Genomic DNA, 15,788 nt, shown 5'->3' with positions numbered 1-15,788 from the left:
GCCGGGGCGCCCCGGCCAGGGCGCGCCGACCGGCGGCTCACTCGCCCCCGTCGTGCCGCGTCGGCGCGATCTCCGCGGCGGTGGAGCCGTGCGGCCCCTGCGTCGCGCGCAGCGCGGCCTCCTTGTTGTACGTCCGCAGATAGCCGACGACCGTGTTGGCGACCGCCACCAGCGGTACGGCCACCACCGCGCCGCCGATCCCGCCGATCAGCGAGCCGGCCGCGACCGAGAGCACCACGGCCAGCGGATGCACCCGCACCGCCCGGCCCAGGATGAAGGGCTGGAGGATGTGGCCCTCGATCTGCTGCACCGCCAGCACCACCACGAGCACCATCGCCGCCGTCCACACGCCCTGGGTGACCAGCGCGACCACGACCGCCAGCGCGCCGGAGACGACGGCGCCGACGAGCGGGATGAAGGCGAAGAGGAAGATGAAGACGGCGAGCGGGACGGCCATCGGGACGTCGAGGAAGAAGATGCCGACGCCGATGAAGATGGCGTCGATCAACGCCACGATCACCGTGCCGCGCACATAGGCGGTGAGCGTGGTCCAGGCCCGCGGGCCCGCGCCCGCCACGCCCTCGCGGGCCGGGGCGGGGACGAGCTTGAGGAACCAGGCCCAGATCTTCGGTCCGTCGTACAGCAGGAAGAGCGTGCTGAACATCGCCAGCAGGATGCCGGTCAGCACTTCCACGATGACGGTGACGCCTTCGAGCCCGGCGGAGGTGAGCTCTTCGGTGTTGGCGCCGATCGCGTCGCGCAGGTTGTTGGCGATCTGGTTGATCTGCTTCTCGGTGACGTGGAAGGGGCTGTTGAGCAGCCAGTCCCGCAGATCGTCGATGCCTGCCTGGACCTTGCTGGACAGGTCGTCGATGTTCTCCATGACCTGCCAGACCACGAACCAGATGACCAGGCCCATGATGATGAAGCCGGAGATGAAGGTGATGGCGGTGGCCAGGCCGCGGGGGACGCCCCGGTTCCGCAGGCGGGTGACGGTCGGCTCCAGCATCGCGGTGATCAGCAGCGCGACGGTGAAGGAGAGCACGACCAGTTCGACGGCGCTGATGACGGTCATCAGCACATAGACCGTCCCCGCGAGCACCAGCAGCCGCCAGCCGACCTCGGCGGCGACCCGGACGCCCCAGGGGACGGCGGCGACGGGGTCGGGCTTGGCGGAGATGGCGGGGGCGTAGGCGGGCGGGGCGGGCACGCTGGCCGGCTCCCGGCGGGCCGGGGCCGCGCCGTCGGGGCCTGCGCCCGCCGCGATCGCGGGTTCCAGGGCCGGGCGGGCCAGGCCGGAGCCACGCACGGCGGAGCCGTCGGAGTCAGGGGGGTCGGCGGAGCCGTTGGAGTCAGGGGGGTCGGCGGAGCCCTCAGGATCGGCGAGACCCGGATCGGCAGGCTCGGCGGGGCCGTTCACGCCCTCAGCTCTGCCGGCGCCCTCAGCCCGGCCGGCGTCGCCCAGGGTCTTGTCGGCACCCTGGCCCCTGCCGACCCGTTCGCTCCTGCCGTCGTCGGTGTGCGCGTCGTCCGGGTCGGCGGCGTCGGCCTGGGCGGCCTCGGCATGGCGCTCCAGCCGCTCGGACAGCCGGGTCAGGCCGGCTCCCATTCTGCCGACCCAGTGTGGCAATGCGGACATTTCGCTTCCCCTACCCCCAGTTCCCCCGTGGTCGTCGGAACGACGTTACAGCCTGAGGACGCGGGAAACCCCCGGCCGGTTGCGGTCGGGGGTTTCGCGAAGTGGGACGCCGGAGGCGACCGAGTGAGGCCGAAAGCATCAGTAGTAGTTGTTGGCCTGCCAGAACGACCACGCGCCGCAGGGGCTCTGGTAGCGCTCGTTCATGTAGTTCAGGCCCCACTTGATCTGGGTGGCCGGGTTGGTGCGCCAGTCGGCGCCCACCGAGGACATCTTGGAGGCCGGCAGCGCCTGCACCAGACCGTACGCACCCGAGGAGGGGTTCTCGGCGCGGTAGTTCCAGGTGCTCTCGTGGTTCACGATGTTGCTGAAGCACTGGAACTGGTCGGCCGGGACGATCTGCCGCGCCATGGCCTGGACCTCGGCGACGGTGTACGAGGCCTGCTGCGGGAAGCTGCTCGGCTCGCGGGTGGCCGAACGGCTCGCCGCCTCCTCGAGCTTCTTCTTGGCTGCCGCGCGCTCCTTGGCGAGCTTCGCCTCGGCGGCCGCCTTCTCGGCGGCCAGCTTCTTGCCCTTGGCGTCCTTGGCGGCCTGCTTGCGGGCAGACTCCTCAGCGGACTTCTTCGCCTCCGCGTCGGCCGCGGTGGACTGCACGTCCGCCTGCTGCGTCAGGGACGCGGTCTGCGCCACGGCCTGTTGGCCGGCGGGTATGTCCGCAAGGAGCGTCGTATCGGCGGCGGTCGCCTCGACGGGGTCGGTTGAGCTCGGCTGCTCTCCGCCCGCGGCAACGCCAACGACAGCGCCCACAGTGGTGACCGCGGTGGCCGAGGCCACTGCGAATCCCCGGACCGAAATCCGGCTCACACGGTTTCCTTCCAGCATCGCCCGCTTAGGTGACCTCGCGGACGCAATCGTGCCCCTGGCGCTGACCTCCCCTTGTTCCGTCCCCCTGTTGCACATGGGGACGGCTGGTCACGGGAGGCACTGGCCCGGTGGACCCTCCCTCGGGAGAGCCGCAAGGTGCTCGGGCGGCATACGGCGAACGCTGTTTAGTTCTGGTACTGCTGTTGCTCCGTACCGCTGGGGGTACTGGTGTGCCGTATGCGGGGCCTGACAGGACCCACACACTGCCGGAAGCGGACGCCCGGAGGCAATTCTCCGTTGAGTGTGAAAGCTCACACCCCGTTTACGCCCTGGGATTTCCGGAAACCCGAGCGCACCAAGACGCCGCGCGGCTAAGCTCTTTCGGCTCAGCCGCGCGGCGCCCTGGACTGCGCGTGTCGCGTACTCCCCTCAACTACCTCAGATATGGCCGTCTTCGAGCATTTCGGTCACCAGGGCGGCGATCGGCGACCGCTCGGAGCGGGTGAGGGTGACGTGGGCGAACAGCGGATGCCCCTTGAGCTTCTCGACCACCGCGACGACGCCGTCATAGCGCCCGACGCGGAGATTGTCCCGCTGTGCCACGTCATGGGTGAGTACCACCCGGGAGTTGGAGCCGATCCGGGACAGAACGGTCAGCAGAACGTTCCGTTCGAGGGACTGCGCCTCGTCCACGATCACAAAGGCGTCATGGAGCGAGCGGCCCCGGATGTGGGTGAGCGGCAGCACCTCCAGCATCCCGCGCCCCACCACCTCCTCGATCACATCCGAGGTGGTCACCGCCGACAGCGTGTCGAAGACGGCCTGGGCCCACGGGCTCATCTTCTCCGACTCGGAGCCCGGCAGATAGCCCAACTCCTGCCCGCCCACCGCGTACAGCGGCCGGAAGATCATCACCTTCCGGTGCTGCTGACGCTCCAGCACCGCCTCAAGACCGGCGCACAGCGCCAGCGCCGACTTGCCCGTACCGGCCCGGCCGCCCATCGAGACGATCCCGATGTCCGGGTCGAGCAGCAGATCCAGCGCGATGCGCTGCTCCGCGCTGCGCCCGTGGATGCCAAATGCCTCGCGGTCGCCGCGCACCAGCCGCACCTGCCCGTCGGGCGTGACCCGGCCCAGGGCCTTGCCGCGCTCCGACTGCAGCACCAGACCGGTGTGCACCGGCAGCTCCGCCGCCTCGGGGACATACGCGGTCTCGGCCGCGAAGAGGTCGTCCACCTGCTCGGCGCTGACGGCCAGCTCGGCCATCCCGGTCCAGCCCGAGTCGGTTATCGCCAGCTCCGCGCGGTACTCCTCGGCCAGCAGCCCGACCGAGGATGCCTTGATGCGCAGCGGGAGGTCCTTCGAGACGACCGTGACGTCGTACCCCTCGGCCTGAAGGTTCCTGGCGACCGCGAGGATCCGCGAGTCGTTGTCGCCCACCCGGCCGCCTTGGGTCAGGAAGGCGGCCGGCAGGAGGCCCGGGTCGGAGTGGTTGAGCTCGACACGCAAGGTGCCGCCCAGATCGCCGATCGGGATCGGGGCGTCCAGACGGCCGTGCCGGATCCGGTACTCGTCCAGCAGGCGCAGCGCCTGCCGGGCGAAGTAACCGAGCTCCGGGTGGTGCCTCTTGGACTCCAGCTCGGTGACCACGACGACCGGCAGCACGACTTCGTGCTCGTCGAAGCGGGCCATGGCATTCGGGTCGGCGAGCAGGACGCTGGTGTCGAGAACATAGGTGCGCCGGTCTTGCTCGCGGCGTTTCTTGCTGGTCACCACGGGTGGACGAACCCCCTCGGGAGAGGTTGGGGTGCGACGGCGTCGCGGGAACGAGTCCCCCGGCCCGCAGGCGGGGGACGGACCGGGCTCAGGCCCAAGCGGAAGGGCCGAGCGCCGGCCCTCCACGTCATACGCACGATCCGCGTCGTCCGTGTGCAAAGGGCCTCCCGGGCGAACGAGCACATGCCGTCCGCTGGCAGTTCGACACCCCTAGGACAGTTGGGGCAGGGCGTCGACCTGGAAGGGATATTCCCTCGAACGTGCGCAGCCATGCAATGGCATATGACGGCGCGCACGTGAACGTTGTGAAACCCGCACGTTTCGGGGCGGGATGAGGCCGTAGCCGAAACCGTACGGACGCATCAGCCGTCCGGGCCCGACTGCCGTACCGCGTACGGGACTAGTAGCCGTACCGCCGGTGACGCGCGGCGTAGTCACGCAGCGCGCGGAGGAAGTCGACCTTGCGGAAGGCCGGCCAGAAGACCTCGCAGAAGTAGTACTCCGAATGGGCGCTCTGCCAGAGCATGAAGCCCGACAGCCGCTGTTCGCCGCTGGTGCGGATGACGAGGTCCGGGTCGGGCTGGCCGCGCGTGTACAGGTGTTCGGAGATCAGGTCGATGTCGACGACCTCGGCAAGCTCCTCGAAGCTGGTGCCCTTGCTCGCGTGGTCGAGCAGCAGCGACCGCACCGCGTCGGCGATCTCCTGCCGGCCGCCGTAGCCGATGGCGACGTTGACGAGTATCCCGTCGATGTGCTCGGTGTCCCGCTCGGCCTCCTTGAGGACCGTCTGGGTCCGGTCGGGCAGCAGATCGCGGTTCCCGACGTGGTGCACCCGCCAGCGGCCGTCGGCGGCCAGGTCGCGCACCGCGCCCTCGATGATGCCCAGGAGCGGGATCAGCTCCTCCTCGGGGCGGTCGAGGTTGTCGGTGGACAGCATCCAGAGCGTGACGACCTCGACGTCCGTCTCGTTGCACCAGCCGAGCAGCTCCTGGATCTTGCTCGCGCCGGCCTTGTGACCCTGCATGGTCGTGCCCCCGGCCGCGCGGGCCCAGCGGCGGTTGCCGTCGAGGATGACACCGATGTGCTTGGGCACCTGGGCGTGGTCGAGGCGGCCTTCCACCCGGCGTGCGTAGAGCCCGTACACCAGGTCGCGCAACTTCACGTCTTCCAGCCCCTCAGTGCCTTGCATGGCTTGCGATGGCGGTCCGCCCAAGGCCGCACCCTACTGCGGCAGGGGGGCGCTGGCGAACCGGGTGCGCCCCCTGATTTACCGCACCCATCCCGCAAAACATCACGCTCCGTAGTCGACCGGTGTGCGTTCCGTCCGGGTCGATGGCCAGTACGCCCCGGAATCGCCCGGAAAAGAAGCGGGCCGGTCCGTGGGGGGGATACGGACCGGCCCGAGGGGGGGCTTCCACCATAACGCTTTGTGAGGGATAGTCCAGGCATCGACGAGGGTGACAATGAATGTCGCCGAGAATCCGTCGGGAATACCGCCGGCCGCGTCAGGCCGCGAGCCCCCCGAGCACCAGCCCCGCACCGGCCCCGAGGATCATGAAGGGGCCGAACGCCATCCCGGTTCCACGGGCCGCCCGGCGTGTCGCCAGCAGCGCGACGGCGTAGCACGAGCCCAGCAGCAGCCCCGCGAAGGCGCCCAGGACCAGCACCGCCCAGCCGTACCAGCCCAGCGCGATGCCAAGCCCCAGGGCCAGCTTCACATCGCCGAACCCCAGCCCGCCGGGGCTGATCAGATGGAGCACGAGGTACGCGCCGCCCAGCGCCGCCCCGCCCAGCAGCGCCCGCCGCCACGACCCGGCGCTGTGCGGCAGCAGCGTCGCCACGCCGAGCAGCACCGCCGCCCCGCCCGCCAGCGGCAGCGTCAGCACGTCAGGCAGCCGGCGCACCGCCCGGTCCACGCCCGCCAGCAGCACCGTCGGCGGCGTGAGCAGCAGCCACACCGCCAGCTCGGGGCGGTCGCCGACGGCCGCCGCCAGCACCGCGCACACCAGCGCGGTGAGAGCCGCGGTCAGGGCGGCGCCCGTACCGTAGCCCCGCCCGCCCACCCCGCAGCCCGGGCAGCGGGCGAGCCCCAGCCAGCCGCGGGCCGCCCCGGTGAGCGCGTGCCCACGCGGGCAGGCCCCGCGCCACGGTTCCTCGGGCTCCACGGCCAGCCGGTAGCGGGCCCGGGGCACGAGCATTCCGGCCGCCGCGCCGTACGCGGCGGCGAAGACGATCAGGGGCACGGACACGGGCCGAGCCTACGGAAGCGGGGCCGGGTGCGACACTCGCATCGGGCACCGGACGCGGGATGGGAGATGGACGGAAAGGCGGGGCGGGATGGGCCGTTGGCGGGACGGGACGGGGACGCTGCGCGTGCGGGGCGGCGCGCATGACGACGTACGCGAGGACTTGTACGGCGATGTAGGCGGCGGCGCGCATGGCGACGTACACGGCGGTGAGCGCAACGCGGACGTCCCCCTGGAGGTCGCCGCCTCCTACCGGGCCCGCACCCGCGGGCTGCTCGGCCGGGACGGGGTGACGGGCGCGCTGCTGCTCACCCCCGCGAGCAGCGTCCACACCTTCGGGATGCGCTTCGCCATCGACGTCGCCTATCTCGACCGCCGGCTGACCGTTCTGGCCGTGCGCACCATGCGCCCCGGCCGGCTCGGGCTGCCCAGGCCCCGCGCCCGCCATGTCCTGGAGGCCGAGGCGGGCGCCATGGAGCGCTGGGGGTTGCGGACCGGCGCCCGTGTCACAGTCCGGTGCCCGGGCGCATAGCCGCGACAAGGTCCGAGCTGTACGCTGTGGCACCGGTGTCATGGTTGGACACCCTCGATCGCGTATCGAGGTCATTGAGGTAGAGGTACAGGGGTAGGGGTTGCACGGTGACAATCACGGGCAAAATTCTGCGGTTTGACGAGTTTCGCGGCTACGGGTTCATCGCTCCCGACGACGGCGGCGAGGACGTCTTCATGCACGCCAACGACCTGCTGGACGAGAAGCATCTGTTCCAGCCGGGCAGCAAGGTGGAGTTCGTCCCGGAGTACGGCGACAAGGGTCCCAAGGCGGCCGAAGTACGGGTCGTCCAGCGGACCGCCGTGGTCCGGACCCACACGCCGGGACCGGCCGCCGAGTCGGGCGACGACACCATGTGCGATGTGCTGTCGATCGCCGAGTTCCGGCAGGAGCTGACCGAGGCGCTGGTCGAGGTGGGCGGCACGCTGACCGCCGACCAGATCAAGCAGGTGCGCAGACGCGTGCTCGAACTGGCTCAGGCGCACAACTGGATCGAGTCCTGAATCGAGTCCTAAGGGGCTTGGAGCGCCACACCGAACCGCCGCGCGGGGCATCGCCCCTGCCGCGGCGGTTCTTTTTCACGCCCCGGTTCACGCCCCGGGTCAGGCTCCGGTGACCGTCAGCATCGCCCAGAGCGCGACCGTCGCCGCGACGATGGTGGCCGGTCCGGTCAGCAGCCCGAGCCGGGTGAAGTCCCCCAGGCCGGAGCGGGCGCTTGAACTGGTGTCCATGCCGTAGCCACGGATCTCGCGCCGCCACAGCAAGGTGGCCAGCGAGCCGACATAGGTGAGGTTCGGCCCCAGGTTGACGCCGATCAGCACGGCGAGGACCGGGCCCGGACCGCCCGCGGCGGCGATCGGCAGCAGGGCGAGCGTGGCGGGGAGGTTGTTGACGAGGTTGGCCAGGACCGCCGCGACCCCGGCGATCGCCAGCAGCGCGGGCAGCCCGGCGCCGCCGGGAAGCAGCTGCGTAAGACCGGCCCCCAGCCCACCCGCCAGCACTCCCTGGACCACGACCCCCAGCGCGAGCACGAAGAGGCAGAAGAGCGGCCCCGTGGCGGCCACCGCGCCCCGCACCGTCTCCCGTCCGCGCGCCACCGCGCGCACCGCGAGGACCAGGGCGCCGGCCCAGGCCGCCCAGGCGGGATCCACGCCGACGAGCGAGGTGGCGACGAATCCGCAGAGGGTCAGTACGAGCACGGCCAGCGCGAACACCGGCACCTCGGGACGCCGGGCCGGCGGCGCCTGCGAGGTTCCGGCGGCCAGGTCGGCGGCGAAGTAGCGGCGGAAGACCAGATACTCGATGCCGACGGCCAGCAGCCACGCGGGCGCCATGAGCACGGCGAACCGCGTGAACGAAAGACCGCTGGCCTCCAGGGCCAGCAGATTGGTCAGATTCGAGACTGGCAGCAGCAGGGACGCGGAGTTCGCCAGGTGGGCGCAGGCGTACAGATGCGGGCGCGCCCGGGCGCCGAGCCGGGTGGCGGTGGCGAACACCACGGGTGTGAGCAGCACCACCGTGGCGTCCAGGCTGAGCACCGCGGTGACCATCGCCGCCACCGCGAAGACCCCGGCCAGCAGCCGGTCCGTACGGCCCCGGCAGGCCCGGGCCACCGCGTCTCCCGCGGCCTCGAACAGCCCCTCGTCCGCGCACATCCGGGCCAGCAGCAGCACCGCGGCCAGAAAGCCGACGACCGGCAGCAGTCTGCGGGTGACCTGCCACACCTCCGGGAGCGACACCGCCCCGACCGCCACCAGCAGCCCCGCGGCGGGCACCGCGGCGGCCGCCTCGGGCCACCCCCGGGGCCGTACGACGGCGAAGGCGAGCACGCCCAGCAGCAGGGCGACGGAAACGATCTCGGTGAGGGCGGTGCTCAGGGGGGCTCCCGATTCCAGATGCGACAAACACATCCATGATGGGATACGCGCCGAAGTGAACCGCCACGGCCCCCGCCCTACCGCCCCCGGGCCCTATCCCGAGCGGGCGAAGCTGACCTCGACCCGGCGGTTCTTCTTGCGCCCCTCCTCCGTGGAGTTGTCCGCGATCGGGTACTGCTCGCCGTAGCCGCGGATCTGGTACTGGACCGAGGAGTCCAGGTTCGCGGAGAGCGCGTGCTGGACGGCGTTGGCCCGTTCCTTGGAGAGCTTGAGGCCGTGCAGCGCGGAGCCGAGGTCGTCGGTGAAGCCGAAGACGCGGACGCTGGTCGCGTTCTGCTTCTCGATCTCCTGGGCGATGGCCCTGATCCGGGCGTTGGCCTCGCCGCCGAGCTTGGAGCTGTCCTTCTCGAACAGCACCTCGGCCTGGAGGGCGAACTTGACCTTGGCGTTGGTGTCCTCGCGGCGCTCGTCGCCGTCGTCGGTCTCGACGACCGACTTGATGTCCAGCACCCGGCCGGGGGCCAGCTTCGCGCTCCCGGCCAGCCGCAGATCGGGGTCCTTGGCGTCGATCTTGACCGGCGGCGTGGTGTCGGCGGGGGCGCCGGGGCCGCTGTCGGCGCGGGCCGCCGGGGCGGGGGTGACCAGGAGCGCGGTGGAGGCGAGCGCGGCGGCGATCAGCGAGCCCCGGCGGAGACGGGCGCGGCGGTCGGTGGGGCGCCGCTCGGCGGCACGGCGGTCGCGGGCGTCGGAGGCGCTGCGGTCATGGGCGCTGCGGTCGTCGAGTGTGGTCATCGCCGGCTCATCCCGTGAGCTCGATGCTGACCGACGGCATGGTCGGAATCTGGAAGTCGACCTTGGTGACGTTCGACGGCGGGGCCGGGAACTGGGCGAACAGCGGGCGGCTCTCGTTCGGCTTGATCCCCGAGAGCCCCGTCGTACACAGGCACTCCCCGTCGGTGTCCCGCAGCACCAGATAGCGCTTCTTGCCTGCCGAGTCGACGAGCGAGGCGCCCGACACGGACGACCGGGACTTCATCTCGGTCTCCTTGGAGCGCCAGTCCACCGCGTTGAAGAGCTGATCGCCGCGGTTGGTCACCGTCCCGTTCACGGTGACGAACCCGCCGCCGTCCCGGACCGCGGAGTGCACCGTGACCACGATCCCGTTCGGGCCCTTGATCTCGCCGATGGTCTTGTCGGAGTCGGCCGCGGGCTCGCTGTCCTTGTCGTCGTCCCCGGCCCGGCTGTCCTTGGCGGCCGTGGACTTCTGGCCCGCGCCGTCGTCCGGCTTCTTGCCGTCGTCGCTGCCGCACCCGGCCACGGCGAGGGCCAGGGCCGCCGCGAGCGCCCCCACGGCGGCCCCCCTCCGGGCCTTCGTCGTGTGCCGAATGCTCATCGCTCGGTGTCCCTCACTCTTCGTTGATGCTTCGTTCGCAGTCGTCAGTCGGCGTCAGTCGGCGAGATGGACGGAGAACAGGTCCTTGGCGTCGGGGAAGAGATCGAGGTGCTCGGGGTCGATGGTGATGTCCTCGCCCTCGCAGACCAGATCGATGACGGGCTTCTCGTCCTTGCCGCCCTCGTCCTTGCCGTCACCGCTGTCGCCCTTGCCCCCGTTGTCCTTGTCGTCGTCGCCCTTACCGCTGTCGTCCTTGCCGTCGTCGTCCTTGCCGTCGCCGGTCGGGTCGGGCAGCGGAGCCGGCGCCTCGTACGTACAGCGCGGCTCGACGACCGCCTTGGCACGCGCGGTCGCGTGCTTGGTCTCCGTACCGGGGATGACGGACTTGCCGACCGCCTTCTGGGTCTCGACCGTGACGGTGAACGAGACGGGCAGATAGCCCGGGACGCACCCTCCGTCGGTGACGTCGGCGCCGTTCTTGCCGGCGAACCACTGGGCCTGGTCGCACGGGTCGCGCAGCGGATGGAAGCCCCGGCCGTTCAGCAGGTCTTCCAAGGTCTGCTCGTCGGTGATCGCGCCCGTGATCGCGTCCAGCAGGCCCTTGCGCAACTGGGCGCGGAAGTCCTGGGCCGCGCCGAGCGCCGCCGCGTCGGCCGCGGTCTGGCCACCGTTGCGGGTGGCGCCCGCCTGGCCGACCGCGAAGAGGGCGAGCGCCAGGAAGAGCAGGCCCGCTACCGCCGTGATGTAAATCGGGAACGCCTGCCCCGCGTCACCGGCCAGGCGGGGGTGGCGAAAGCGGCGAGGGGTCACGAGGCCGGTCAGATGCCGACGACCTCGGAGATCTTGTCGGAGATGGCGTTTGCGATCATGCTGCCGAAGTCCGTCGTCGACAGGACGAGGACAATGGCGACCACCACGGCGATGATGCCCAGATACTCGATCGAGGTCTGCCCCCGGTCGTTCCGCATGACGCGCTTCCCCATTGTGTTCCCCTCCATGGGTGGCCGTACCGCTCCGGTCCGGCGACTCAACCCCCGTGGTGCCGCTCGCGACACGAGCAAAGTACGCCGAAACACCTGCCCGGGAACAGTGCCTACGGCACCATTGCATGCCCATTTCGAGGCGTTCGAACCGCGTCGTCATCTTCCGGCCGACCTTCAGATCGGTATTCCGGCTAGCGCGGCCCATCCGTTTCACCCCCTCCCGGCCCCGAGGAGTCTCCGTGTCCAACTGTCCCATATCCGATTGCAATCGCGAAGACACTTCGCCGAATCCAGCCGGTCAATCCCCGGTGATGGAGCCGAAATCCGTGCCCGAGCCGATGAAGAAGCCCGCGATGAGCAGGATCATCGTGCCCGGCACCATAAAGGTCGTGACCACCATGGTCGCCTTGGGCACCGCACGGGCCGCGCGCCGCCGGGCGTTCTGCGCATCGGTGCGCCGCATATCGTTCGCAATGGCGATCAACGTCTCGACGATCGGCGCGCCGAGCTCCTCGCCCTGCTGCAGCGCGGTGACAAACTGAGCGACCTGCTCGGAGTCGTTCCGCTTCCGCAATTCCTCGAACGCCTGTCTGCGGCTCACCCCCATGTCCATTTGCCGAAGCGTGATGCGAAGTTCATCCGCCCAGGGGCCCTCGTACTTCTCCGCCACCCGGTCCAGCGCCTGACGGAAGCTCAACCCGGCGCTCACCACCACCGCCAGCACATCCAGAAAGTCCGGCAGCGTCCGCTCGATGGCGTGCCGGCGCTCCCGTACGGCCGCCCAGATACCGACCTCGATCCAGAACAGCCCGAAGGCGACCAGCACCAGCGCGAGCAGCAGCTGCCCCTTCATCAGCATCACCAGCGCGCCGCCGAAACCGAGGGTGCCGTACACCGCGCGCCGCGCGGCATAGCGGTCGACCGTCAACCCGCCCGGGTTGCCCGCCAGATCGATCCGCCGCCGGACCTTCACGACCCGCTTCTCGCCCATCACCCGCAGCACGAACGGGGCGTAGCGCATCCCGAGCCGGTCGACGGCCGAGCCGACCACCGTCGTACGCGTCGCCCCGACCTCCAGTGCCACCGCCAGGTCGCTGGGCAGCTTGGCCTCGCTGCGGTAGAGCGCTATGCCGTACGCGACGCCCGCCACGGACAGCCCCGCCACCAGCGCCAGCAGCACCCCGATCGCCATGCCCGCCGCCCCTCTCTCAGATCTCTCGGACTCAGACGTCGATCTTCGACATACGGCGGATCAGGAAGAAGCCGACCCCGTACAGCGCGAAGGCCACCACCACCGCGGCCTGGCCCCAGAAGTTGGAGGTCATCCGGTCCAGGGAGCCGGACGCGATCCGGTTCATCAGCAGCAGCGTGCCGATGCCCATCAGCGGGACCACATACGCGGTGACGGTGACCTGGGACAGCTGGGTGCGGACCTCGCGCCTCGTCTCCTTGCGCTCCTCCAGCGTCTGGGTGAGATTGCGCAGCGAGCTGACGACGGTCCCGCCCGCCCGGTTGGACAGTACGAGCGTGGTGACCAGCACGACCAGTTCCCTGGACGGCAGGCGCTCGGCGAGCTCGCCCAGCGCGTCGTCAATCGAGTGGCCGACCGCCAGCTTGTCGGCGACCTTCGCCAACTCCTCCCCCGCCGGGGCCTCCATCTCGTCGGCCGCCATGCCCAGCGCGGTACGCAGCGCCAGCCCCGCCTGCGTGGCGTTGGCCAGGATCCGTGACAGCTCGGGCAGTTGGTTGATGAACTTCTCGATCCGCTTCTGCCGCTGCCAGTTGAGGAACGCGAACGCGGACCAGACGGCGACCACGGCCGCGATCGGCCCGAAGAACGCCGCGAGCAGCGCCGCCGCCACCACCCACAGGCCGATCGCCGCGCCCGCCATATAGACGAAGAACTCACCGGGGGTGATGTCAAGGCCCGTCGAGGCCAGCCGCAGCTCCAGCTTCCGCCCGAGCCGCGTGGCGCGCAGCCGCCGGTCCACCCGCGCGAAGCGGCGCGGCCGGCCGGACAGCGGCAGCGACCCCGTATCGGAGAGCCGGTCGAACAGCGCCTGCTGGGCGGACTTGCCCCGGGCGTACGTATGCACGCCCGCGACGCCCAGCGCGCCGCACACCAGCGTCGCCCCGACCGTCACCACCGCCAGTTGGTCCATGCCCGGCTACCTCCGCTCACTCGGGCTGTACACGGCCCCGCGCACGCTCAGCTGCGCCGGGAACGCGGCCACCCCGAACGCGGGCGGCACCGACTCGCTCGCCAGCCGCAGCCGGCCCGCGGCCCGCTCCGGCAGCGGAAAGTACGAGAACCGCCCGTGCACGATACGGTCCGCGCCCATCGGCTCGGCGTCGAACCGGCAGACGGTCGCGATGCGGTACTCCTCGTGGCCATGGCTGTCGAGCAGCGCGACCTCGCTGATCCGCCGCGAGCCGTCGGCGTGCCGGACGAGCTGCACGATGCAGTCGACCGCGCTGTTGATCTGGTCGCGCAGCGCCTCGTACGGAATCGCCACCTCCGACATCGAGGCGAGCGTCTGCAGCCGCATCAGCGCGTCCTCTGCGCTGTTGGCGTGCACCGTCGCCAGCGAGCCGTCATGGCCGGTCGACATGGCCTGCAGCATGTCCAGGGTCTCCCCGCCGCGCACCTCGCCGACGATGATGCGGTCGGGGCGCATACGCAGTGAGTTGCGCACCAGGTCGCGGATGGTGATCAGGCCCTTGCCCTCGACGTTGGGCGGGCGGGATTCCAGGCGGATGACATGCGTCTGCTGGAGCTGCAGCTCCGCCGCGTCCTCGACGGTGATGATCCGCTCGCCCTCCGGGATCAGCCCGGAGAGCGAGTTCAGCAGCGTCGTCTTCCCGGATCCGGTCGGCCCGGACACCACGACGTTGAACTTCGCCCGCACCAACGCGGCGAGCAGCAGCAGCATCTGCTCGTCCAGCGTGCCCATGCCGATCAGTTCGTGCAGGGTGTACGCGCGCGGGAAGCGGCGGATGGTGAGCGTGGCGCCGGTGAGCGCGAGCGGCGGGATGATCACGTTGACCCGCTCGCCGGACGGCAGCCGGGCGTCCACCATCGGATTCGACTCGTCCACGCGGCGGTTGACCGTCGAGACGATCCGCTCGATGGTCTGCATCAGCTGCTCCTCGGACGCGAAGCGCACGGGGACGAGCTCGACCCGGCCCGCGCGCTCCACGAAGATCTGGTCCGGGCCGTTGACCATGATCTCGGTGATGGAGGCGTCCTCCAGGAGCGGTTCGAGTACGCCGAGGCCCAATGCCTCGTCCACGACCCGGCGGATCAGCTGCGACCGCTCGGTGGTGGACAGCACCGGGCCCTCGCGGCTGATGATGTGCCCGAGGACGCGCTCAAGACGCGAACGCCGCTCGCCGGCGGCGAGCGAGGACATCTCCGCGAGGTCGATCTCCTCGAGCAGCTTGGCGCGGTAGACGGCGACGAGATGCCCGTCCTCCCGCCCCTCACCGGGCCCCTCGGGCGCGGTGATGCGTGCCCGCAGGCTCATCGGTGTCCTCCTCCTTGTGCTGGTATGCGGCTCCGCCGCGTGATGGGCTCCGACCGCCGGTCCCCTGGCGGGCCGCCGGTCAGCCGTCGTCGCACGGCATCGTCGCGCTCCTCTTCGCGTTCCCGAAGCTCACGCCGGGAATCACCGACGGGATGTCCACCGTGGCGGTCGCTTGCGCCTGCCCGTTCCCGCACGGGGTGACGCCGACGTCCGTCCCTTCCGCCAGCCATCCGCTCATCGCCGCCAGCCCCGCGGCCGCCGGGCTGGACTTCACCTCGTCGAGCGAGGCCGTACGCGCCGCCGCGCGGGCCGCCGTACCCGCCTGCTGCACGGCGTACGCGGCAAGGCCCAGCTGAACGGCGGCCAGCGCGACCAGGATCAGAACCGGCAGAAAGCCGAGAAACTCGATCGAGGCCGACCCCCGATCGCGGCGTTGGCCGCGATCCCGGGCGCGACGCCGGGCGCGACGCCGGTCGCGCGCGAAGCGCGCCGAGCGAGCCGCCGCGCCCCGTACCGCCGCCGCGCGCAGCGCACCCTGCGCGCGCCCGGTCGCCGTCTCATGCCCCCGCACCTCGGGGGCCACCGCCACGCCTCCGGCACGGGCCGCACCCCCGACGGCCACGGCAGACCCGGCCACCGCCGCCCGCCGGGCACCCCCCGCGCGCCCAACGCCCGCCTCCGCCGCGCGCGTCACCTCCGTACGGATAAGCCCCCCGCACCGGGCCACGGCCCCACGCTGGGCCACCGCTGCGCGCCCGGGCGCCGTCTCGCGCCCCCGCGCCTCGGGTGCCACCGCCGCGCCCCCGGCGCGCGCCGCACCCCCGACGGCCACGGCAGACCCGGCCGCCGCCGCGCGTCCGGCGCCCGCACCAGGGGCCACCGCCCCGCCATCCGCAGCCCAGCGCCGGGGCACCGCCGGGCGCCCCGGCCGCGCGG

At 71.3% G+C, this 15,788-nt stretch carries 16 protein-coding genes; 2 read left to right on the top strand and 14 right to left on the bottom strand.

The window, feature by feature from the left end:
* Window positions 1–37: 37 nt before the first annotated feature.
* From ACWDSL_RS34940 to ACWDSL_RS34920, 5 genes are all read right to left on the bottom strand, one after another.
* Complete coding sequence (locus tag ACWDSL_RS34940; protein ID WP_450491974.1) at window positions 38–1,639, bottom strand: AI-2E family transporter; 1,602 nt, start codon at window positions 1,637–1,639, stop codon at window positions 38–40.
* Window positions 1,640–1,777: 138 nt separating this feature from the next.
* Window positions 1,778–2,500, bottom strand: coding sequence for an aggregation-promoting factor C-terminal-like domain-containing protein (locus tag ACWDSL_RS34935; RefSeq protein WP_450491973.1), 723 nt, complete (start codon window positions 2,498–2,500; stop codon window positions 1,778–1,780).
* Between the two features lie 438 nt (window positions 2,501–2,938).
* Window positions 2,939–4,276 (bottom strand): PhoH family protein, encoded by a 1,338-nt coding sequence (locus ACWDSL_RS34930; protein ID WP_450491972.1) that lies wholly within the window; start codon window positions 4,274–4,276, stop codon window positions 2,939–2,941.
* 400 nt (window positions 4,277–4,676) lie between these two features.
* Window positions 4,677–5,438, bottom strand: coding sequence for an isoprenyl transferase (locus tag ACWDSL_RS34925; RefSeq protein ID WP_089505068.1), 762 nt, complete (start codon window positions 5,436–5,438; stop codon window positions 4,677–4,679).
* Between the two features lie 343 nt (window positions 5,439–5,781).
* A complete protein-coding gene (locus ACWDSL_RS34920; protein ID WP_450491971.1) occupies window positions 5,782–6,525 on the bottom strand; it encodes a prepilin peptidase in 744 nt (247 codons plus the stop codon).
* 88 nt (window positions 6,526–6,613) lie between these two features.
* On the opposite strand from ACWDSL_RS34920, the gene ACWDSL_RS34915 reads away from it, so the two are divergent.
* Both ACWDSL_RS34915 and ACWDSL_RS34910 read left to right on the top strand, forming a co-directional pair.
* Window positions 6,614–7,054 (top strand): DUF192 domain-containing protein, encoded by a 441-nt coding sequence (locus ACWDSL_RS34915; protein WP_450491970.1) that lies wholly within the window; start codon window positions 6,614–6,616, stop codon window positions 7,052–7,054.
* A 107-nt stretch (window positions 7,055–7,161) separates the two neighbouring features.
* Window positions 7,162–7,575 (top strand): cold-shock protein, encoded by a 414-nt coding sequence (locus tag ACWDSL_RS34910; RefSeq protein WP_450491969.1) that lies wholly within the window; start codon window positions 7,162–7,164, stop codon window positions 7,573–7,575.
* A gap of 99 nt (window positions 7,576–7,674) precedes the next feature.
* Here ACWDSL_RS34910 and ACWDSL_RS34905 read toward each other — a convergent pair whose 3' ends face one another.
* The 9 genes from ACWDSL_RS34905 to ACWDSL_RS34865 form a co-directional block, all read right to left on the bottom strand.
* Window positions 7,675–8,982 carry an SLC13 family permease gene (locus tag ACWDSL_RS34905; protein ID WP_450491968.1) on the bottom strand — a complete coding sequence of 436 codons (1,308 nt, stop codon included), beginning with the start codon at window positions 8,980–8,982 and terminating at the stop codon, window positions 7,675–7,677.
* 60 nt (window positions 8,983–9,042) lie between these two features.
* A complete protein-coding gene (locus ACWDSL_RS34900; RefSeq protein WP_450491967.1) occupies window positions 9,043–9,741 on the bottom strand; it encodes an OmpA family protein in 699 nt (232 codons plus the stop codon).
* Window positions 9,742–9,748: 7 nt separating this feature from the next.
* Complete coding sequence (locus tag ACWDSL_RS34895) at window positions 9,749–10,342, bottom strand: hypothetical protein (RefSeq protein ID WP_450491966.1); 594 nt, start codon at window positions 10,340–10,342, stop codon at window positions 9,749–9,751.
* Between the two features lie 54 nt (window positions 10,343–10,396).
* Window positions 10,397–11,152: a hypothetical protein gene (locus tag ACWDSL_RS34890; protein ID WP_450491965.1), complete on the bottom strand. Its 756-nt coding sequence runs from the start codon at window positions 11,150–11,152 to the stop codon at window positions 10,397–10,399.
* Between the two features lie 8 nt (window positions 11,153–11,160).
* Window positions 11,161–11,310 (bottom strand): hypothetical protein, encoded by a 150-nt coding sequence (locus tag ACWDSL_RS34885; protein WP_162097954.1) that lies wholly within the window; start codon window positions 11,308–11,310, stop codon window positions 11,161–11,163.
* Between the two features lie 313 nt (window positions 11,311–11,623).
* Window positions 11,624–12,517, bottom strand: a complete 894-nt coding sequence (locus tag ACWDSL_RS34880; protein ID WP_450491964.1) for a DUF5936 domain-containing protein — start codon at window positions 12,515–12,517, stop codon at window positions 11,624–11,626.
* Between the two features lie 31 nt (window positions 12,518–12,548).
* Complete coding sequence (locus ACWDSL_RS34875) at window positions 12,549–13,487, bottom strand: type II secretion system F family protein (RefSeq protein ID WP_450491963.1); 939 nt, start codon at window positions 13,485–13,487, stop codon at window positions 12,549–12,551.
* Between the two features lie 6 nt (window positions 13,488–13,493).
* Window positions 13,494–14,852: a CpaF family protein gene (locus ACWDSL_RS34870; protein ID WP_450491962.1), complete on the bottom strand. Its 1,359-nt coding sequence runs from the start codon at window positions 14,850–14,852 to the stop codon at window positions 13,494–13,496.
* Window positions 14,853–14,931: 79 nt separating this feature from the next.
* On the bottom strand, window positions 14,932–15,788 hold an 857-nt coding region (locus ACWDSL_RS34865), incomplete at its 5' end, for a TadE/TadG family type IV pilus assembly protein (RefSeq protein ID WP_450491961.1).

The sequence above is a fragment of the Streptomyces sp. NPDC000941 genome (assembly GCF_053599555.1).
The sequence above is the reverse complement of the archived record's forward strand: the minus strand, read 5'-3'. Positions and strand labels throughout refer to the sequence as shown.